Below are 18,901 nucleotides of genomic sequence, written 5' to 3'. Positions count from 1 at the left end.
CGACGCCCGGCTCCGGCCGGGCGTTCCACATCCGCGTCCGGTTGACGCCATGCCCGACCTCTTTCTCGGCCTGATCTCGGGCACCAGTGCCGACGGCATCGATGCGGCGATCGTCGCCTTCGACGACGACGCGCCGGCGCATCGCCGCGCAGTCCTGCATTTCGGCCGCACCTATCCCTGGGACGACGCGCTGCGCACGCAGCTGGTGGCGCTGGGCCAGCAGGCGACGGCGCTGTCGCTGGACGACCTGGGCACGCTGGAGACGCGGATCGCCGACGGCTTTGCCGACGCCGCGCAGCGCGCGCTGGCCGACGCCGGATGCACGGCGGACGAGATCACCGCGATCGGATCGCATGGCCAGACCCTGCGCCATCGCCCGCGCGGGCGTGCCGACGACGGCGTCCACGGTTTCACGCTGCAGCTCGGCGACCCGTCGCGGATTGCCGAGCGCACCGGCATCACCACGGTCGCCGACTTCCGCCGCCGCGACGTCGCCGCGGGCGGCCACGGCGCGCCGCTGTTGCCGGGCCTGCACGCCGCCCTGCTGCACGCCGACGGCGAAGACCGGGCCGTGCTCAACCTCGGCGGCATCGGCAACCTGACCCTGCTGCCGGGCGCGGGCGATGCGGTCCGCGGTTTCGACACGGGACCCGCGAACGGGCTGATGGACGCGTGGTGCCAGCGCCACACCGGCGCCGCCTACGACCGCGACGGCGCCCTGGCCGCAGCGGGACGCGTCGATTCCGGACTGCTGCAGCGGCTGCGCGCCGATCCCTGGTTCGCATTGCCGCCGCCGCGCTCGACCGGCCGCGACCAGTTCCATCTCGGCTGGGTGGAGGCCGCACTCGACGGCGCGCCGTCAGCTGCCGACGTGCAGGCGACGCTGCTGGCACTGAGCGCGACGACGATCGCCGATGCGCTGCGCGCGACCCAGCCCGCGACCGCGCGCCTGATCGCCTGCGGCGGCGGCGTGCACAACGGCGCGCTGATGCGCGCACTGGCCGATGCCCTGCCCGGCGTGGCGGTGGAATCCACTGCAGCGCACGGCATCGATCCCGACTACGTCGAGGCGATGGGCTTTGCGTGGCTGGCGCGGCGCACCCTGCTGGGGCTGCCGGGCAACCTGCCGTCAGTCACCGGCGCGGCAGGACCACGCGTGCTGGGCGGCATCTACCCGGCCTGAGCCGGGCGCGACGTCCGCTCAGGCGCTGCCTTCGGCCCGGCCGATCATCGCGAAGGTGTCGTCGGGCACCTGCTCCAGCGCCGAGATCGCGGCGGCCAGCACGGTGTCTTCCTCGGCATCGAAACTCGAGCGTTCGTCGCCGATGCTGGCGCGCAGGCCCTGCTCCAGCAGGAAGCGCAGCGTGCGCGCCTGGCCCCAGCCCTGGGCGGCGGCGTAGGCGGTGATGCGTTCGACGAGGCTGTCGTCGATGTCTTTCACGAGGAGGTCGGTCATTCGGGGGAATCTCCGAGGGCGGGGGCATCGTCGTCGCTCAGACGTACCCGGGGTTTGAGCCAGAAGAACAGTACGAGGGCCGGCACGGCGACCACGGCGGTGATCACGAAGTAGGTCCCGTAGCCGGCGGTCGCCTCGACGATGCGGCCCGAGAAGAAACCCAGCACCTTGCCCGGCAGCATGATCAGCGACGAGAACAGCGCGTACTGCGTGGCGGTGTAGCGCTGGTTGACCAGCGCCGACATGTAGGCGACGGCCACCGTGCCGAGGAAGCCCTGGGCGAGGTTCTCGCCCGAGATCACGATCGTCAGCAGGGTCAGGTCGCCGTTCGCGCCGATCAGGATCAGGTACAGCAGGTTGCTGAGCGCACCCATGACGATGGCGGCGAACAGCGGCCACTGGATGCCCCAGCGCGCGATCGCGATACCGCCGAGAAACGCGCCGGCGATGCCGACCCAGATGCCGTAGACCTTCGACACCGCGGCGATCTCGGTCTTGCTGAAACCCTGGTCGAGATAGAACGGCCCGATGATGCCGCCGATCAGCGCCTGGTCGGAGATTTTCATCGCCAGGATGAAGAGCAGGATGCCGATCGCGACCCGGCCGCCGAAGCGGCGGAAGAAATCCGCGAACGGCTCGACCACGCCTTCGCGCAGGCCTTCGGCCCAGCTGTGCACACGCGGGCGCAGCACGGCCGGCTCGGCGGCGAGCAGGCAGGCGATGACCGGAATCAGCATGCAGGCGGCCATGACCCGGTAGACCACCGGCCAGGCGACGTGGTCGGCCAGCACCAGCGCCAGCGCGCCGGTGACGATCAAGGCGATGCGGTAGCCCAGCGAGTACGTCGCGACCAGCGCGCCCTGCGCGCCGGGCGGCGCGATCTCGACGCGATAGGCGTCGACCGCGATGTCGAGCGTGGCGCCGGAGATCGCCACCAGCACCGTCATCGCGACGAACAGCGGCAAGGGCCCGGTACCGACCGAGGCCATGGCCATCAGCCCGACCATCACCGCCAGCATCGCCAGCAGCAGCCAGCCGCGGCGCTGGCCCAGGCGCCCGAGCAGCGGCAGCCGCCAGCGGTCGACCAGCGGCGCCCACAGGAACTTGAACGAATACGCCATGCCGGCACTGGCGATCATCGTGATGTCGCGCAGCTCCAGCCCGCCCTCGCGCAGCCAGTAGGCCAGCGTGCCCGCGACCAGCAGGAACGGCAGGCCGGACGCGAAGCCGAAGAAGAACATCGTCCACGCCGCGGGCTGGGTGAACGCCCGCCAGATCGACGGCTTGCCGGCGGGCTTCGCCGGAGCAGCGGTGCTCACGCGCGGTAGTCCACGACCAGCGGGGCGTGATCGGAGAACCGCGGCTCGGGATGCACCGCGCAGGCGACCACGCGGTCACGCAGCGACGGGGTGATGAACTGGTAGTCGATCCGCCATCCGACGTTGTTGGCGCGCGCGGCGCCGCGGTTGCTCCACCAGGTGTATTCGGGCGCGTCGGGGCGCAACACGCGCAGCGCGTCGTGCCAGCCGGTCGCGGGCGGCTCGATCAGGCCGTCGCCGCTGGCGTCGCCGATCAGGCCGTTGAGCCACGCGCGCTCGGGCGGCGTGCAGCCGGAGTTCTTCTGGTTGCTGGTCCAGTTCTTGATGTCGTGACGCGCACGCACGATGTTCCAGTCGCCGCACAGCACGTAGTCGCGGCCGCTGGCCAGCCATTCGTCGAGGATGGGCTTGAGCCAGGCCATGACCTCGAACTTGAAGCCCTGGCGCAGATCGCCCGACGAACCCGACGGGATGTAGAACGACACGACACTCAGGTTGCCGAAACGCGCCTCGATATAGCGGCCTTCCTCGTCGAACGGCGCCCAGCCGAGCGAGGTGCGTATCTCGTCCGGCTCACGCCGCGCATAGATCGCCACGCCGCTGTAGCCCTTCTTGGTCGTCGCGTCGCGGAACCAGGCCTTGTAGCCCTCGGGCAGGAAGTCGGCATGCAGACCCGACTCGCCGATCAGCTGGTGCTCCTGCGCCTTGGTCTCCTGCATGCACAGCACGTCCGCGTCCTGGGCGACGAACCAGTCGAAGAAGCCCTTTTTCGCGGCGGAGCGCACGCCATTGGCGTTGAAGCTGACGATTCTCATGCAGACCTGGATCAACGTGTACCGGCGACAAGCCTAACGGATTCGCGACGGCCGTCCGGGGCCCGGACGCGTAAGCTTCCCGCATGTCGTCGGGTCCACAGCCGTGCGTGGCCCTTGCATCGTCCGCCCAGGCCGCGGCCGCGCGGTGCCTGGTGCTGACACCGGCCCAGGTCATCTACGCCGGCGAGATCGCGTTCAACGTCGACAATGCCATGGCGGCGCCCGACAGCGACGCCATGGTGGTGCTGCTGGATGCCACCGTCGTCGGGTTCTATCGCCTCGATTATCCGACCGCGCCGCGCCGACGGCAGAGCGTCGACCGGCACACGGCGACGCTGCGCGCGCTCGCGCTGGACGTCGGCTGGCAAGGGCGTGGCCTGGGCCTGCCGATGGTGCTGGCCTGTATCGCGGACCTGAGGCAGCGACACCCCGAGCGCCAGCAGCTGGCCTTGAACGTGCACGCGGCCAATACGGTCGCCCTCCACGTGTACGCGCGCGCCGGTTTCATCGACAGCGGCCAAACCCTGCCCGGTGGTCGCGGTGGGCCGCAGCGCCTGCTGGTGCGCGCACTCGGCATGGAATAATGCCGCCATGACCGACCATCGCACCCGCTTCCTGCAACTCGCACTCGACGCCGACGCCCTGCGCTTCGGCGAGTTCACGCTGAAATCCGGCCGCATCAGCCCGTATTTCTTCAACGCCGGACGCTTCGATTCGGGCGCGGCGATCGCGACGCTGGCCGGTTGCTACGCCGACGCGCTCGACGCCGAAGGCCTCGACTTCGACCTGCTGTTCGGCCCGGCCTACAAGGGCATTCCGCTGGCGACCGCACTGGGTTGCGAATACGCGCGCCGCGGCCGCGACCTGCCGGTGACCTTCAATCGCAAGGAAGCCAAGACCCACGGCGAAGGCGGCATGCTGATCGGCGCGTCGCTGGCCGGGCGCCGCGTACTGATCGTCGACGACGTGATCACCGCCGGCACCGCGATCCGCGAGGCCCTCGGCCTGATCGCCGATGCCGGTGGCACGGTGGCCGGCATCGTCATCGCGCTGGACCGTCAGGAACGCGTCGGCGACGACGATCGCCTGTCCGCCGCGCAGCGCGTGGCGGCGGAACAGGGCGTGCCGGTGATCGCGATCGCGAGCCTCGCCGACCTGCTTGCGTTTACCGGCGAAAACGCGACACTGGCAACGGAACGCAACCGCCTGCTCGCCTACCGGGCACGCCATGGCAGCGAATCGAAAAGCTGATAACGCCTATCGGCCGTTCAGGGGGACGGACGACATGAAAGATCTCATCCGACTGGCCGGCGGCGTGCTGCTGGCCATGGCCGTGACCAGTGTGGCCGCGCAGCGGCCCGCCGCCGCCGACCGAAAGGTGTATTGCTGGAACGAAGGCAGCCGCCGTGTCTGCGGTGATGCGCTGCCCGCGTCCGCGGTCGATGCCGAACGGACCGAGATCAGCGCCCGCAGCGGCCTGACCACGGCCCACGTCGGCCGTGCGCCGACGGCCGAGGAACGCAGCGCCGCCGACGCCACCGCACGCCAGGCCCGGCTCGACGCCGAATCCGATGCCGCCGCGCGCCGCCGCGAGCTGGCGATGATCGAGTCCTACGCGACCGAAGACGACCTGCGCCGCGCCTACGGCGAGCGCATTGTGCTGGTCGAAGAAGCGATCAAGACCTCGCGCATGGGCGTGGCCAACCTGCGCACCAGCCTGCTGTCGCAGCTGCGCCAGGCCGGCGAACTGGAACTGCAGGCGCAGACGATCAACAAGCCGCTGCGCGACCGCATCCGCAGCCAGCGCGCGGATCTGATGCGCCAGCTGGTGGTGCTCGACCAGCAGCTCGGCGACCAGGCCGCGCTCGACGGCGACCTGCAGGCGGCGCTGACCCGCTACCGCGAACTCAAGCAGAGTCCCGCCACCACGCGCGACTGAGCCCCTGCGACACGCGCCCGGCACCAGCGGGCGACGTGCGCGCATCCGGGTTTGGCCGGGGTGCGGACGGCGCGTATCCTCCCCGCCTTCCCCTGCTGCACGCGAGTCGCTGTGTCCGACCCGATCTCCGCCCTTCTGCTCGGCATCATCGAAGGCGTCACCGAATTCCTGCCGGTCTCCAGTACCGGCCACCTGCTGATCGCCCAGCACTGGCTCGGCGCGCGCTCGGACTTCTTCAATATCGTCATCCAAGCGGGCGCGATCCTCGCGACGCTGCTGGTGTTCCGCCAGCGTATCTGGCAGCTGACGACGGGCCTGCGCGAGCGCGAGCACCGCGACTATTCGATGAAGCTCTTCGTCGCCTTCGCGGTCACCGCGCTGGTCGGCCTGCCGGTGCGCATGGCCGGTTGGGAACTGCCGGAAACCGTGACCCCCGTGGCCTGGGCGCTGATCATCGGCGGCATCTGGATGCTGGTCGCCGAGTACTTCGCCGAAAAGCGCGGCGACAACGCGCACGTGACGTGGACGGTCGCGGTCGCGGTCGGCCTGGCGCAGGTGGTGGCCGGTGTGTTCCCCGGCACCTCGCGCTCGGCGACGACGATCTTCCTGGCGATGCTGCTGGGCCTGAGCCGGCGCTCGGCCGCGGCCGAGTTCGCGTTCCTCGTCGGTATCCCGACGATGTTCGCCGCCAGCGCCTACGCGTTCCTGGAACTCTGGATGGACCAGGGCCTGGGGGAAGAAGCCTGGGGCGACGTGGCGATCGCCTTCGTGGCCGCGATGGTGACCGGCTTCATCGTGGTCAAGTGGCTGCTCGGCTATATCAAGCGCCACCGGTTCACCGGCTTTGCGGTCTATCGCATCGCACTGGGCGCCGGCCTACTGATGTTCATGCCGGCAGGCGCCTGACACCGGCGACGGCGCAAGTCGCCGTCGAACCGGCTGCTCTTCGGAAACGCCCGCCCCGCCCTGTGTGCCAGGCCCGGTCGATGACCGGGCACCCGATACGTACACGAACATCCCACGCATCTCCGATCCGGGCCGGCCGCAGGCGCTCCGGCGTGCACTGGACCAGGCATTCCGCGGCGCCGACACGGCCTTGCCGACCCCATCGCTACCCTGCGTCCGTTCAATCGCGTTCCGAATCACAAGGACACCGTCATGCGCCGAGCCCTGCCGCTGCTGCTTCCCTTCGCCCTGATCGCCTGCACCCCGGCCACGCCGCCTGCGGACACCGCCGGCGCGCCGACCACCACACCGGACGCACTGCCCGACGCCGCGACCGCCGACCACGCCACGACGCTGGGCGCCTATCACTGGCGCCTGGTCGACGCGCGCGACGGCGCGAACGCGCCCATCGAAGCGCTCGTGGGCGGTGAACCGCCGTTGCAGCTGGATTTCCGGGAGGGCGGCGTCTCGGTCTCCAACGCCTGCAACCGGATCAGCGCGACCGTCGCGCTGGACGACGACCAACTGGACGTGGGCGACGCCGTGTCGACCATGATGGCCTGCACCGACGAGCGCCTGGGCCGGCTCGAGCGCGAGATCGGCCAGCGCCTGCCGGGGACGCACCGCATCGCGATCCGCGCCGGCGACACGCCGCAGCTGACGCTGACGTCCGACGACGGCGTGGTGCTGCGCTTCGACGGCGCGCCCACGCCGGCCACGCGCTACGGCAGTGCGGGAGAACAGGCATTTCTCGAGATCGCGCCGGAGCGTGTCGCCTGCAACCACCCGCTGATCCCCGACCACCGCTGCCTGCAGGTGCGCCCGGTGCGCTACGACGAAGCCGGCGTGCGCCAGCCCGGCGACGCGGCCTGGGCGCCGCTGTACCAGGAGATCGAAGGCTTCGAGCACGAGGACGGCACGCGCAACGTGGTGCGCGTCCAGCGCTTCGACGTGGCCGACCCGCCGGCCGATGCGCCGTCGCAGGCCTATGTGCTGGACATGGTGGTCGAGTCGGAGAACAGCCGCCTCTGATTGCAGGCGACACATGGCGCGGGTCCTGCCCGCGCCGTGGTCCGGTCAGGCCGGACGCGCTTCCGGATGCAGGGCGTACGTGCCCCAGACCAAGGCTTCGGCCAGCACATGGCCCTGGATCGCGCGCAGCACATCGCCGGCGGTGAAGCGCGCCGGGAGTTCGAGCCGGTCCACATCAAGCGCGAACAGACGGAAGAAGTACCGGTGCGTGCGCAGGTCGTTCGGCGGCGGATACGGACCGTCGTAACCCAACCAGTCGCCCGCCAGATCGGCGTCGCCGGCAAACCAGCCGGTGTAGTCGTTGAGGCCCTGGCGTGCACCGTCGGGCCCGGGCGGCGTGCGCTTGCCGCCTTGGGTCACGCCATCACTGGCGCTGCCTGCGGCGATGCTGCGCAGGTCCGCGGGCAGATCGGCCATCGCCCAGTGCACGAACGTGCCGCGCGGGTGTTCGACCGGAATCTCGACGCCCGCCTTGCCGGCCAATGACGGATCGGTGGGTGCATCGGGATCGATGCACAGCAGCGCGAACCCGCGCGTACCCGCAGGCACGTCATCCCAGGCCAGGTGCGGGTTGCGGTTGCCGCCGAAGCCCTCCGGGGTGCCGGCCGCGAATGCAGCGGGGATCGGCTGGCCGGGTTCGAAACTGTCGCTGTGGATGCGCATATGCGTGCCTCCGAAAGGGCGGAATCAGTCGCGGGGATAGCCCAGTCGCACCGCGACGGGGGTCAGCGCGGCGATCGGGCCGGCCAGCGCCTCGGCGTACGCGCGCCAGTGGCCAGTGGGGAAGCGGTCCGGTCCCAGCAGGTCGCGCGGCGGCTCCGGGAAATCTTCCACGCCAAGCGCCTGGCCCAGCGAGGCGGCCAGCGCCGGCAGATCGGCTGCGGGAGCATCGGTGCGGACGAGGGTGTGCGTGAGCAGATCCTGCTCGACGATGTCGGCGATCTGCGCCAGATGGCGCGCCAGCCACGCCGCCGCACTGTCGGCGTCGTCGATGCGCATCGTCAGCATGGTGCCGAAGGCCAGCCAGTCGATCAGCATGTCGCGCGGATCGCGGATGACGAACAGCAGCCGGGCCTTCGGCAACTGCGGGCGCAGCGCCGACAGCCAGGCGTTGTCCCACCACGGCAGCCAGTCGATCACCGCGCCCTGCTCGATGCCGCGCGCGGGCAGCAGTGCGCGCCAGCTGCCGATCACCTGCTCGGCGTTGAACTGGCCGGCGACGAAGCGCGCCGGCGCGGTGGTGTCCTGCAGCGCGTCCGGCACCGACGCGGCGAAACGGTCGGCGCGGAAATCCGGCACCACGCGCTGCAGCACGCCGGCGATACGGTCGGCGTTCGCGCCGGGCGCGCCGTACATGAAGACCACCGGCGGCTGCGGCGCGTCGACGGTGGCCAGCGGCGGCCATGCCGCGGGTGGCTCGGTGGGATCCCCACCGCGGCCGGCGTGGGCGGTCGCCTCGACGCTGGTCGCGAGCCAGGTCGCCACGGCATCGGCGTGGCGTCCGGCGGCATCCTGGGCCAGGCCGATCCAGCGGCGCAACATCAGCTGCGCATCGCCGTGGGCGTTCGGCAGCAGACCTTCGGCGAAGCTCACCGCCGCGCCGGGGTCGCGTTCGAGCAACCGGTTGAACTGGAATTCGTTGGCGACCGTGTGGCCGGGCTGCAGCGCGGTAATCACTCGCGACGCGGCTTCGGCGGCGTCGGCATCGCCGCTGACCGCGTGGTGGCTCATCCGCGCGACCAGCGCGGGGACATGGTCCGGGCGCAGGGTGTTCCAGCGCTCGACGACCTCGGCGGCCGCTGCGCTGCCGATGGGTTCGAACGCCAACCGGGCGAACCACAGGTGGTCGGCATCGGACACGGTCTGCAGCGCGCGGTCGATGGCCTCGCGGGCCTCGTCGGCGGCATCGTTGCGGGTCCACAGACCGACCAGGGCCTCGGTCGTGCGGCGCGACTGCGGCATCTCCGCGAACGCGGCGCGCAGCAGCGGGAATGCGCGCTCCGGGCGGCCGGCGCGCAGTTCGAGTTCGCCGCCGATCGTCTGCCATACCGGATTGGTCTGGGCGGGATCGGCGTTGAGCTCGGCGATCATGTCGGCCGCGTCGGCCGGTCGGCCCTGCTCGAGCACGATCCGCGCGAGCAGGCCGCGCAGCTGCGCCTGGCCGGTGGTTTCGAGCACCCGGCGGAACGACTGCTCGGCGAACGCCAGATGGCCGCGCGCGAGGTAGGCGAAGGCCATCGCGTTGAGGACCTGCAGATCCTCGGGCGCACGCGCCGATGCATCGGACAGCAGCGCGAGCGCGCGGTCGTGGTCGCCGCGACGCGAGGCCAGGGTGCCCTCGAGCATCGTGGTCCAGGGATGGTCCGGGGCAACGCGGGCAGCGAGTTTCTGCTGGCGCTCCCCTTCGTCGAGATCGCCGCGGCCGATCGCCAGCTGCGCCTGCATCACATAGGCGCCGTACTGGTTGGGATCCAGCAGGACGCTCTGCGACAGCGCGGCGAGCGCGGCTTCGACATCGCGCCCGCCCAGCAGCATGCCAGCGCGCTGGAAGTGCAGATCGGCGTCGTCCGGCGCCAGCGCCAGGGCGGCATCGAGCGCGGCCAGCGCGCCCTCGCCATCGCCGCTGGCGCGCAGGGCCAGTGCGAGCAGACGCTGCGCGGCGGCGTCCTGCGGCGCGTCGGCCACGGCCTGGCGGGCGAGGTCCAGTGCCTCGTCATGGGCGCCGCGGCGCAGGGCGTCGAGAATGCTGTCGTGCATGGGGTCTGCTGCCGGCGCGCGGCCGTCCGTCTGGATGGCCGGCCATTGTAGCGAGCGATGCCGGCGCGTCCCGGCGCGGGATCAGACGCCGGCGGGATTCGCCTGCACCGCGGCGGCCAGCCGGGTGCGCAGGCCGGCTTCGCGCGCGGCGTCGGCATGCGTGGCCAGACGCGCCGTCACCCAGCCCTCGGCGAAACCGTCGAGCCGCGCATCGAACAGGAACCCGCAATGCCCGCCCCAGCGGCTCACTTCCACCCGCGCGTGCGCCGGCAGCGCCAGTGCGTGGAAGGCGTCGAGCGGGATCACCGGATCGTCCGCCGACATCAGGATGTCGGCCGGCACCTGCAGGCCGGACAGGCGTTCGCCGGCAATCGAATACCCGTCGAAATAGTTGTCCAGCGTGCCGAAGTCGGTATGCGACTGCACCAGCCAGTCGGTCAGTTCGCGCATGCCCAGTTGCAGCGTGGCGTCGTCGAAGGTGTGGCGCTGCGGAAACAGCTCGCGCTTGCGCCGCAGCGACGCGCGCCACGTGCGTTCGAAATGCCGCAGGTACAGGCGGTGGCCGCGCTCCATGTGGAGCATGGTCCGCGCCGGATCCACCACCGGACACACCGCCGCCACGCCGGCCAGCTGCAGACCGGCAGCCGGCGCGCGCAGGCCCAGGCGCAGCGCGAAGTTGCCGCCCAGCGAGTAGCCGGCCGCGACCATCGGCCGCGCCGGGAACAGGCGCGCGACATCCACCGCCGCGTGCACCACTTCGTCGATGCGGTTGGAGTGGAAGATCGCCTCGTTGAGGTGGTGGCTGCCGCCGTGGTCGCGGAAGTTCAGCCGGAACACCTCGAAGCCCTGCGCAAGCATCCGCGCCGCGGTCAGGCGCATGTAACTCGATTCGGTGCTGCCTTCCCAGCCGTGCAGCAGCAGGGCCAGGCCGCGCGATTCACGACCGGGCACATGGCTGTGCAGTCCGTGCAGGCGCACGCCCTCGCCGCCGTCGACCAGATGTTCGGTGGTCACCGCGCCGGTCGCAGCCAGTCGCTTCGCGCCGCGCTGGCGCCGCCAGGGGCTGCTGGCGAGCACGGTCTGCACATGCGGGCTGCGCAGCCAGAGCGGCGGCACGTAGTCGCTGCCGACGACGCGCGCGCCGTCCGCCCACGCCGGGGGCGCATCCGCAGCAGGCGGATGCAGCGTGGTCATCCCACCGGCCCCAGCGCGGCCACGATGCGCTCGCGCGACACGTCGGCGATGCGGCGACGGCCTTCGGTGTTGCCGGGCAGGATCGGTTCGAGGAACACGACCTCGGCCGGGCGCACCGGCTCACCGAGCAGGCGCAGGAAATTGGCGAAGAACGACTCGCGCTCACCGAACGCGACCGTGGCCTGCGCCGCGCCATTGGCGCCGTAGCGCAGCGCGACCGGCTGCACGGCGACATTGGCTTCGACCGCGGCCAGGAAGATCCGCGCATGGAAGGGACCGACGTGGTCGCCGGCCCGCGTGCGGCCCTCGGGAAACACGCCGACGCCGCGCCCGTCGCGCAGCCGCGCGACCATCTCGTGCAGCACGCCGCCCAGCGATTCCTGGCTGCCGCGCTGATGGAAGATCGTTTCGCCGCGCGAGGCCAGCCAGCCCACGACCGGCCAGCCCGCGATCTCGCGCTTGGCGACGAAACCCATCATCCGCTCGCTGTGCAGCGCGGAGATGTCGATCCAGCTGACGTGGTTAGCGACGAACAGCACACCGCCCGGCAGCGGCGTGCCAACCCGGCGCATGCGGAAGCCGAAGATCCACATCAGCCCGCCCTGCCACCAGCGGATGGCGCGATGTCCGGGCGCTTCGCCGGTGCGGCGGCGGTCGGCGAGCGCGGGCACGCCCAGCAGCAGCACGACCGGCAGATGCACGAATACATGCCACAACAGCATCGGCACGCGGACTGCGTAGCGCAGCGCGCGCGCAGGCGTGCCGCCGGCGTCGGCGGAAACGGTGGGGGACGTCATGAATGCACGATACCCAATGCGGCGCTGCGCCGGCTAGCGAAATGAATGCGCAGCCTCACGGTTTCGGGATCACCGCCAGGGTCAACCGCGACACGCAGACCGCGCGGCCGCCGGCATCTTCGATGCGGATGTCCCAGACCTGGGTGCTGCGGCCGACGTGTACGGCGCGCGCGGTGCCGGTGACCAAGCCGCTGCGGACGCCGCGCAGGTGGTTGGCGTTGATCTCGATGCCGACGACGCCGCAGCCCTCGGGCGCGGCCAGGCCGCCGCCGGTGCTGCCCAGGGTTTCGGCCAGCAGGGCGGACGCGCCGCCGTGCAGCAGGCCGTAAGGCTGATGGGTCCGCGCGTCGACCGGCATGGTCGCGCGCAGGAAGTCGGGGCCGATTTCGGTGAACACGATGCCGAGCGTGGCGATCGCGGTGTCGGCCGAGAGCGCGTTGAGCTGCTCGACGGTGGTGTCGGTGCGGAACATGCGGCGCGGATTCCGTGCGGGGGAGCCCGCCAGCTTAAAGCCCTCGGCGGCGGCTCGCAGGCGGTCTGGACGACACACCGTTGCGCACGCGCGGGCGGAATGCGGTCAGTGGATCCGGAAGCGGCCCGGCAACGGCGCGGGGGTCCAGCGCGGGCGGGTATAGCCGGTGCCGAACACGACCTGGGCGCGTGGTGCGGCAGTCGGGGCGAAGCGGCCGGTCGTGACGCCGGCGGGGGCGGTGACAGTGGACATGGCAAAGCTCCGGAAAGAGTGAAGCGGGTTGCGCGGACGCGCAGGGATCAGTGCAGGTGCGGCCGGGGACGTAGGGTCGCCATCCGTGACGGGCGACCGGCAAAGCGTTCGCCTGCACGGTCTCCGACGCTGCGCGCCGGCAGCGCGGTCATCGGCGCAAGACGGGGGACGGCGGCATGGAGACGGGGCATGGCGGACTCCTGGATCAGTGGAAACGTGCGGGTCAGGCGACCTGGAAACGGCTGGGCAGCGTGGCGGCGGCGTAGCGCTGGCGGACATACCCGGCGTTGCGCGTGGCGAGGCGGCTGAGCAGACGGCCGGAAGCGGGATCGATGGCCGGCAGTCGGGCGGCGGCGGCGTGGACGATGGCGTGCATGCGGTTCATGGCGGGAATCCTGTGGTGGGTGCGATCGGAGCGGTGGGTCAGACGACGCGGAAGCGCGCCGGGACCGAGGACTGGCTGTAGCTGCGCGGGGTGCCGTAGCTGCTGCTGCGGCCGTAACCGGTGCCGATGGGGCGGGTGCCACGGGCGGCGAGGTCGAGGGTGCGGGGGGCGGTCTGGGTCTGCATGGCGTTCTCCGTTGCGGTTGTGATTTGGTGTGTTGGTAGACTACAACACCACCGTTCGATAACACCACATGCCGAAAGTCATTGGACGAAATTGTTCAACCGGCGTTCACACTTTTGCCAGTGCTTCGTGATTGCGCCCCGCTGCCCGGATGCGGACCAAAAAAAAAGCCCCGCAGATGCGGGGCTTCGTTCGAGGCGGATGTGCTCATGGCGGGGTCGGCACGCCTGGCACGATCGGCATCACATCCACGGGCACGGTCGGCATCGCGTCGTCCTCGAACAGGTAGTCCGGCAGGTCGTCACTCTCGTCCCGGCTCCGGCGGACCGAATCGATCTGGTAGGCGCGGCGCTGCATCCAGGCATCGCGGATCAGCGCGTACTCGTCCGCCGCGCCCTCGCGCATGCTGTCGACCGCGAACAGGCGCGTGCGCAGATCCACCAGCTGCAGGCCCTGCAGGCCGTACCGCCATTCGTCGTCGCCGACCTGGCGCAGCGGTGACAGCGGCGCGTCGCCGACCAGGCCGAAGCCGTCGCGCAGGGTGCGCGGACCGAACAGCGGCAGTTCGAGATAGCGCGAGTTGCGCCAGCCCCACACGCCCAGCGTCTGGCCGAAGTCGGCGCTCTGCTGGGGGATGTCGGCATCGGTCGCCGGATCGAAGATGCCGCCGATGCCCAGCGTGCTGTTGATCAGGAAGCGGCCGAGCGACTGCCCTGCCGCCTTCGGCCGACCCTGCAGCAGCGCATTGAGCGCGCTGACCGGCTGGCCGAGGTTGCTGAAGAAGTTGCCCACGCCCAGCCGCACCGGACGCGGGACCACCGCGACATAGGCGCGCGCCAGCGGCGTCGCGATGCCGCGATCGACCGCGCTGTTGAACGCGAACACCCGGCGATTCAAGGGCTCCCAGGGATCGTAGCTGCGCGGCATCTGCGCGGCGGCAGGCAGCGTGGGATCGGCGATCGGGTCATAGACGGACTCGCCGTACAGCGCGGCGTAGTCCAGCTCGGCCTGGGTCGGGGTGCCGTTGGCCGGGCTGGCATCGCCGGCCGCGAGGGCGGCGTCGTCGAAGGCCTCGATGACTTCTGCGGTATCGGGCGTCGCGGGGACATCGGCGGCTTCGGCATCGGCCACCGAGGGCACGTCCAGCGCGGCCGGTGCATCCGCCGTGGTGGCGACCGGCGGCGGCACGCGATCGCGCGGGGCACCGGTACCGGCGCAGCCGGCGAGGACCGCGGCGGCCAGCAGCGGGGCGATCAGACGAAGCGGAGAGGACAGGGACATGGGGAGGAGTCCGGTGAGGACCGGTCCGGAGCGGACATGGCCGACGGCCACGCGTGGCTCAGGCCGATACGTAGCCCAGCGACGGGGTCAAACGGTAGGCACCGCACAGTTCGGTCAGGCCCGGCGGTGTGCCGTCGACGGCCAGCGCACCGGTGTCGGCAAGTTCGGCCAGCAGGGCCAGTCCCGCGCTGTCGAGCGTGGTCACGCCGTGCAGGTCCAGCCGGCGTGCACCGGTGCGCAGCGCCTGGGCCTCGGCCCACAGCGCCGGCACCGTCGCGGCCGACACCGCGCCGGCGAACGCCAGCGCGTCGCCGTCGCGGCGCACGCCCGCCGAAGACGGCGTTGTCACTCGGCGGCCGCCTGGATCTGGCCGCTGCGCAGTTCGCGCGCGACTTCGGGGATCGACTTGCGCTGCAGCTGCGGGTCGAACTGGTCGCGGAAGGTGCGCACGAACGACACGCCTTCCACCATCACGTCGAACACCTTCCAGGTGCCGCCGCTCTGGCGCATCAGGTAGTCGACCGGAATCGGCTCGCCGCCGCTGCGCAGCAGCTCGCTCGACACGCGCACGCCGAGGCCACGCGGCAGCGGGGTTTCGGACTTGATGCGCACGCGCAGCTGGGCGTTGAAGTCCAGCAGCGACGAGCCGTAACGGCGCATCAGGTTTTCGGCCAGCGCATCGCCGAACAGCTTGACGTCGGCATCCGCCGCGCCGCGTGCGTGGCGGCCCAGCACCTGGCGCGCGGCGTAGTCGCGGTCGAACATCTTGTCGAACTCGCCGTTGATGAACGTCTGCAGCGCGCCACGGTCGCGGGTGAACTCGGCGCGGCGCGATTCCAGCGTGCGCAGCACGCGCTCGGTGTTGGCCAGCACCAGCTGGCTCGGCGCACCGGCCTGGGCGGTGGCGGAGGCAGGCGCGGCGGCCTGCTGGGCGAACGCGGCGCCGGGCAGCGCGAGGGCGGCCAGCAGGGCCAGCGGCAGCGCACGTCGGATCAGGGGCATACGGATCATGGAACGACTCCTTCGTCACGGGGGGACGCGTCGGGCGACGCGGTGTCGGACGGGGCATCCGTCGACGGGGCGGCATCGGCATCATTGCCGCCGCCGCTGAACATGTAGCGACCGACCATCTGGATCAGGTCCACCGCCGGCGAGGTGAAGGCGATCTCCTCGCCTGCCTGCAGCGATTCCATGTCGCCACCGGGCGACAGGCCGACGTAGCTCTCGCCAAGCAGGCCGCCGGTGAGGATGGCCGCCGAGGTATCGACCGGAATCTCGTTGAAGCGCTTCTCGACCGCCAGGGTCACCACCGAATCGAAGCGCACCGGATCGAGATCGACCTTGGTCACGCGGCCGATGGTCACGCCGCCGATCTTCACCGGGGCGTTGGGACGCAGCTGGCCGAGGTTGGTGAAACGCGCGGTCAGCTCGTAGGTGCCGCCGCGCGAAAAACCGAACTGGCCGTTGGTCGACGCCACCGCCAGTACCAGCAGCGAGGCGAGCGCCAGCAGCAGGAACGCACCGACGGCGAACTCAAGACGGGGACCACGGGCGCTTGTCATGGGTGTCACCTTTGCAGCGGACCGCCCACAGGGCGGTGAATGGAATGGACGCGGTTCATCGCCGCGCGCAGCGGGGCGTCAGCGGAACAGGAACGCCGACATCACGAAATTGAACATCAGCACCAGCAGCGAGGCGTTGACCACCGCGCGCGTCGTCGCGATCGAGGTGCCCTCGATCGTCGGCTCGGCGTGGAAGCCGACGTACGAGGCGACCAGCGCCGCGGTGCCGCCGAACACGGCCGACTTCACGAACGCGATCAGGAAATCGCCGCGGAAATCGACCGCGTCCTGCATCGTCTGCCAGAACATGCCGTTGTCGATGCCGAGGATCTGCACCGCCTGGAACCAGCTCGCCGACAGCGCCAGGCTGCAGAAGAACGCGGTCAGCAGCGGCACGCAGATCACCGCAGCCCAGAACCGCGGCGCCACGGCCTTGGCCACCGGATCGATCGCCATCAGACCGAGCGCGGTGATCTGGTCCGTCGCACGCATCAAACCCAGTTCGGCCGCGATCGAGCTGCCGGCGCGGCCGACGAACAACAGCGCGGTCAGCACCGGCGCCAGCTCGCGGTACAGGCCCAGACCGATCAGCACGCTGACCTGGTTGCTGGCGCCGTAGGTTTCCAGCGCGCGGTAGCCCAGCAGGGTCAGCGACAGGCCGACGAAGGCGCCGCCGACCGCGATGATCGGCAGGCTGCGGCCGCCGATCTTGTAGATCTCGCGCAACAGTTCGGAGAAGAAGTCGGCAGTCGGCTTCGAGGCGGCGAACACCGACAGCGAGAACAGGCCGGCGCGGCCGAGGGAGCGGATGGCAGCGCTCATCAAGCGGTCTCCGTGCGGGCGACGAGATCGCCGCGGTCGAAGGCGATCGGGCCGTCGGGCGCGCCGCGCAGGAACTGCTGCACCAGCGGATCGGTCGAGGCCTCGAGTTCGCCGGGCGTTCCGGTGAAGACAATGCGGCCGTTGGCGATCACGATGGCGTGGTCGGCGATCGGCAGGGTCTCGTGCACGTGGTGGGTGACGATGATGCTGGTCAGGCCGAGGCTGGCATTGAGCCGCGCGATCAGGCTCATGATCACGCCCGAGGCGATCGGGTCCAGCCCGGTCAGCGGCTCGTCGTAGATCATCAGCGGCGGATCCAGCGCCAGCGCGCGCGCCAGGGCGACGCGACGTGCCATGCCGCCCGACAGCTCGCGCGGATACAGATCGCCGGCGTTGCGCAGACCGACGGCCTGCAGCTTCATCGCGACCAGACGCGCGATCACCGGCTTCGGCAATTTCGTGTGCAGACGCAGCGGCAGGGCGATGTTCTCGCCCGCGGTCAGGTCGGTCAGCAGGCCGTTGCCCTGCAGCAGCACGCCGATGCTCTTGCGCAATTCGAGCAGATCGCGGGTGCGCGTGGGCACGCGCTGACCGAACACCTCGACCGTGCCGGCCGCCGGCACAAGTTCGCCGGTCAGCGCCGACAGCAGCGTCGACTTGCCGCTGCCCGACGGCCCGAGCACCGCGGTCACGCTGCCGCGCGGCACCGACAGGTCGATGCCGGACAGCACGCTGCGCCCGCCCCGGTCGAGGCGGACGTCGCGCAGCAGCACGGCGGGGGCGTTGGATTCGGGCATTCGGGTGTGTGTACGCAGAAAATGGAGGCACGGTTGCAGGGGCAAGGACCGCGCGAAACCCGCAGAGCATGGCGAGAACAAACTGAATCTTAACCCAGTCAGTGAACTGATGAGTACAGAAATTGGCCCATGACCGGGCGGCTGTGTCCCGCTATGCGCGGAACTCCAGGTCCACACGCGAGGTGGGGACCGGTGTCGAGCCGCCGCGCCGAAGCCTTCGCTTGTCGCATGCAGCGGGCGGAACGCGCCGATGACGCGGTGTCAGGGGTCGGCGGTCACCCTGCGCCCTCGCCCGCACGATCGACCCGAGCGTCCGCACCATTCCGGCACCGCGGGACAGCGATCGCCCCGGCGCACACCCTGCACCGGCACCGGCACGTCCACGGATGTCTGGACGCCCGTGCGGAGGCGTCCGACACCACGACGCCCGCAGACCGCGACGTAGACTGGCGCCCCGTTTCCAGCGAGAGCCCGGATGTCCGCCGACAGACCACCCGGCCGCCTGCGCCTGCGGGTGCACTTCGCGCCCGACATCGTGCTCGGTCCGGGCAAGGCCGACCTGCTGGACGGCATCCGCGACACCGGCTCGATCTCGGCCGCCGGACGCCGCATGGGCATGAGCTACCGGCGCGCCTGGAATCTGGTGGACACCTTGAACCGCTATTTCCGGCAACCGGTGGTGGCCACCAGCACGGGCGGCAGCGGCGGCGGCGGCGCCAGCCTGACGCAGTTCGGCGAACGCATGCTGGCAACCTATCGGCGCATCGAAGCGCGCGCGGCCGACGCCGCCGCCGACGAACTGGCCTGGCTGCAGGCGCAGCTGCACGTCGAAGACGCCGGCGACTAGGCCGTCGGGGGCAGTGGATCGCAGGCGCTGCGACGCGCTGCGGCAC

24 protein-coding genes are annotated in these 18,901 nt (G+C 70.9%); 7 read left to right on the top strand and 17 right to left on the bottom strand.

Annotation, left to right across the window (positions count from 1 at the left end; genetic code table 11):
* Positions 1 to 49: 49 nt before the first annotated feature.
* Positions 50 to 1,183, top strand: a complete 1,134-nt coding sequence (locus AC3A5K_RS15245) for an anhydro-N-acetylmuramic acid kinase (protein ID WP_487618399.1) — start codon at positions 50 to 52, stop codon at positions 1,181 to 1,183.
* 18 nt (positions 1,184 to 1,201) lie between these two features.
* Here the strand turns inward: AC3A5K_RS15245 and AC3A5K_RS15240 are convergent, their stop codons facing one another.
* From AC3A5K_RS15240 to AC3A5K_RS15230, 3 genes are read right to left on the bottom strand one after another with little or no spacing between them, the layout of a single operon-like run.
* On the bottom strand, positions 1,202 to 1,456 hold the full coding sequence (locus AC3A5K_RS15240) for a hypothetical protein (RefSeq protein WP_487618398.1): 255 nt from the start codon (positions 1,454 to 1,456) through the stop codon (positions 1,202 to 1,204).
* A complete protein-coding gene (locus AC3A5K_RS15235) occupies positions 1,453 to 2,775 on the bottom strand; it encodes an AmpG family muropeptide MFS transporter (RefSeq protein WP_487618397.1) in 1,323 nt (440 codons plus the stop codon). Before AC3A5K_RS15235 ends, AC3A5K_RS15240 begins: the two co-directional genes overlap by 4 nt.
* A complete protein-coding gene (locus AC3A5K_RS15230; protein ID WP_487618396.1) occupies positions 2,772 to 3,590 on the bottom strand; it encodes an exodeoxyribonuclease III in 819 nt (272 codons plus the stop codon). The genes AC3A5K_RS15235 and AC3A5K_RS15230 overlap by 4 nt, the downstream gene beginning before the upstream one ends.
* Before the next feature lie 83 nt (positions 3,591 to 3,673).
* On the opposite strand from AC3A5K_RS15230, the gene AC3A5K_RS15225 reads away from it, so the two are divergent.
* The 5 genes from AC3A5K_RS15225 to AC3A5K_RS15205 all read left to right on the top strand — a co-directional run bounded on the left by AC3A5K_RS15225 (position 3,674) and on the right by AC3A5K_RS15205 (position 7,506).
* Positions 3,674 to 4,174, top strand: coding sequence for a GNAT family N-acetyltransferase (locus AC3A5K_RS15225; protein ID WP_487618395.1), 501 nt, complete (start codon positions 3,674 to 3,676; stop codon positions 4,172 to 4,174).
* A 7-nt stretch (positions 4,175 to 4,181) separates the two neighbouring features.
* Entirely contained in the window at positions 4,182 to 4,841 is a 660-nt protein-coding gene (gene pyrE / locus AC3A5K_RS15220) for an orotate phosphoribosyltransferase (protein ID WP_487618394.1), read from the top strand.
* A 34-nt stretch (positions 4,842 to 4,875) separates the two neighbouring features.
* Positions 4,876 to 5,529, top strand: a complete 654-nt coding sequence (locus AC3A5K_RS15215; RefSeq protein WP_487618393.1) for a hypothetical protein — start codon at positions 4,876 to 4,878, stop codon at positions 5,527 to 5,529.
* Positions 5,530 to 5,640: 111 nt separating this feature from the next.
* Positions 5,641 to 6,435: an undecaprenyl-diphosphate phosphatase gene (locus AC3A5K_RS15210; protein ID WP_487618392.1), complete on the top strand. Its 795-nt coding sequence runs from the start codon at positions 5,641 to 5,643 to the stop codon at positions 6,433 to 6,435.
* Between the two features lie 252 nt (positions 6,436 to 6,687).
* Positions 6,688 to 7,506: a DUF4377 domain-containing protein gene (locus tag AC3A5K_RS15205; protein WP_487618391.1), complete on the top strand. Its 819-nt coding sequence runs from the start codon at positions 6,688 to 6,690 to the stop codon at positions 7,504 to 7,506.
* Positions 7,507 to 7,551: 45 nt separating this feature from the next.
* On the opposite strand, the gene AC3A5K_RS15200 is transcribed toward AC3A5K_RS15205, so the two are convergent.
* The 14 genes from AC3A5K_RS15200 to AC3A5K_RS15135 all read right to left on the bottom strand — a co-directional run bounded on the left by AC3A5K_RS15200 (position 7,552) and on the right by AC3A5K_RS15135 (position 18,008).
* A complete protein-coding gene (locus AC3A5K_RS15200; protein WP_487618390.1) occupies positions 7,552 to 8,169 on the bottom strand; it encodes a YbhB/YbcL family Raf kinase inhibitor-like protein in 618 nt (205 codons plus the stop codon).
* Between the two features lie 24 nt (positions 8,170 to 8,193).
* Complete coding sequence (locus tag AC3A5K_RS15195) at positions 8,194 to 10,263, bottom strand: tetratricopeptide repeat protein (RefSeq protein WP_487618389.1); 2,070 nt, start codon at positions 10,261 to 10,263, stop codon at positions 8,194 to 8,196.
* Between the two features lie 81 nt (positions 10,264 to 10,344).
* Positions 10,345 to 11,457: a YheT family hydrolase gene (locus AC3A5K_RS15190; protein WP_487618388.1), complete on the bottom strand. Its 1,113-nt coding sequence runs from the start codon at positions 11,455 to 11,457 to the stop codon at positions 10,345 to 10,347.
* Positions 11,454 to 12,254, bottom strand: a complete 801-nt coding sequence (locus AC3A5K_RS15185) for a lysophospholipid acyltransferase family protein (RefSeq protein WP_487618387.1) — start codon at positions 12,252 to 12,254, stop codon at positions 11,454 to 11,456. The genes AC3A5K_RS15190 and AC3A5K_RS15185 overlap by 4 nt, the downstream gene beginning before the upstream one ends.
* 55 nt (positions 12,255 to 12,309) lie before the next feature.
* Positions 12,310 to 12,726: a hotdog fold thioesterase gene (locus AC3A5K_RS15180; protein WP_487618386.1), complete on the bottom strand. Its 417-nt coding sequence runs from the start codon at positions 12,724 to 12,726 to the stop codon at positions 12,310 to 12,312.
* Positions 12,727 to 12,831: 105 nt separating this feature from the next.
* A complete protein-coding gene (locus AC3A5K_RS15175; protein ID WP_487618385.1) occupies positions 12,832 to 12,978 on the bottom strand; it encodes a hypothetical protein in 147 nt (48 codons plus the stop codon).
* A gap of 223 nt (positions 12,979 to 13,201) precedes the next feature.
* Positions 13,202 to 13,363 (bottom strand): hypothetical protein, encoded by a 162-nt coding sequence (locus AC3A5K_RS15170; protein WP_487618384.1) that lies wholly within the window; start codon positions 13,361 to 13,363, stop codon positions 13,202 to 13,204.
* Positions 13,364 to 13,401: 38 nt separating this feature from the next.
* Complete coding sequence (locus AC3A5K_RS15165) at positions 13,402 to 13,548, bottom strand: hypothetical protein (RefSeq protein WP_487618383.1); 147 nt, start codon at positions 13,546 to 13,548, stop codon at positions 13,402 to 13,404.
* 205 nt (positions 13,549 to 13,753) lie between these two features.
* Positions 13,754 to 14,827 (bottom strand): MlaA family lipoprotein, encoded by a 1,074-nt coding sequence (locus AC3A5K_RS15160; RefSeq protein WP_487618382.1) that lies wholly within the window; start codon positions 14,825 to 14,827, stop codon positions 13,754 to 13,756.
* Positions 14,828 to 14,885: 58 nt separating this feature from the next.
* Positions 14,886 to 15,152: an STAS domain-containing protein gene (locus AC3A5K_RS15155; protein WP_487618457.1), complete on the bottom strand. Its 267-nt coding sequence runs from the start codon at positions 15,150 to 15,152 to the stop codon at positions 14,886 to 14,888.
* A 20-nt stretch (positions 15,153 to 15,172) separates the two neighbouring features.
* Complete coding sequence (locus tag AC3A5K_RS15150; RefSeq protein WP_487618456.1) at positions 15,173 to 15,820, bottom strand: MlaC/ttg2D family ABC transporter substrate-binding protein; 648 nt, start codon at positions 15,818 to 15,820, stop codon at positions 15,173 to 15,175.
* A gap of 14 nt (positions 15,821 to 15,834) precedes the next feature.
* Positions 15,835 to 16,389 carry an outer membrane lipid asymmetry maintenance protein MlaD gene (mlaD, locus tag AC3A5K_RS15145; protein WP_487618381.1) on the bottom strand — a complete coding sequence of 185 codons (555 nt, stop codon included), beginning with the start codon at positions 16,387 to 16,389 and terminating at the stop codon, positions 15,835 to 15,837.
* Positions 16,390 to 16,467: 78 nt separating this feature from the next.
* Complete coding sequence (locus AC3A5K_RS15140) at positions 16,468 to 17,211, bottom strand: MlaE family lipid ABC transporter permease subunit (protein WP_487618380.1); 744 nt, start codon at positions 17,209 to 17,211, stop codon at positions 16,468 to 16,470.
* Positions 17,211 to 18,008 (bottom strand): ABC transporter ATP-binding protein, encoded by a 798-nt coding sequence (locus AC3A5K_RS15135; protein ID WP_487618379.1) that lies wholly within the window; start codon positions 18,006 to 18,008, stop codon positions 17,211 to 17,213. The genes AC3A5K_RS15140 and AC3A5K_RS15135 overlap by 1 nt, the downstream gene beginning before the upstream one ends.
* 475 nt (positions 18,009 to 18,483) lie before the next feature.
* Here AC3A5K_RS15135 and AC3A5K_RS15130 point away from each other — a divergent pair, with 475 nt between their 5' ends.
* Positions 18,484 to 18,855 (top strand): winged helix-turn-helix domain-containing protein, encoded by a 372-nt coding sequence (locus tag AC3A5K_RS15130; protein ID WP_487618378.1) that lies wholly within the window; start codon positions 18,484 to 18,486, stop codon positions 18,853 to 18,855.
* Positions 18,856 to 18,901: the final 46 nt, after the last annotated feature.

Source organism: Luteimonas sp. Soil_C_5 (assembly GCF_057656615.1).
Note: the sequence above shows the minus strand (reverse complement) of the source record. Positions and strands in the feature narration are given on the sequence as shown.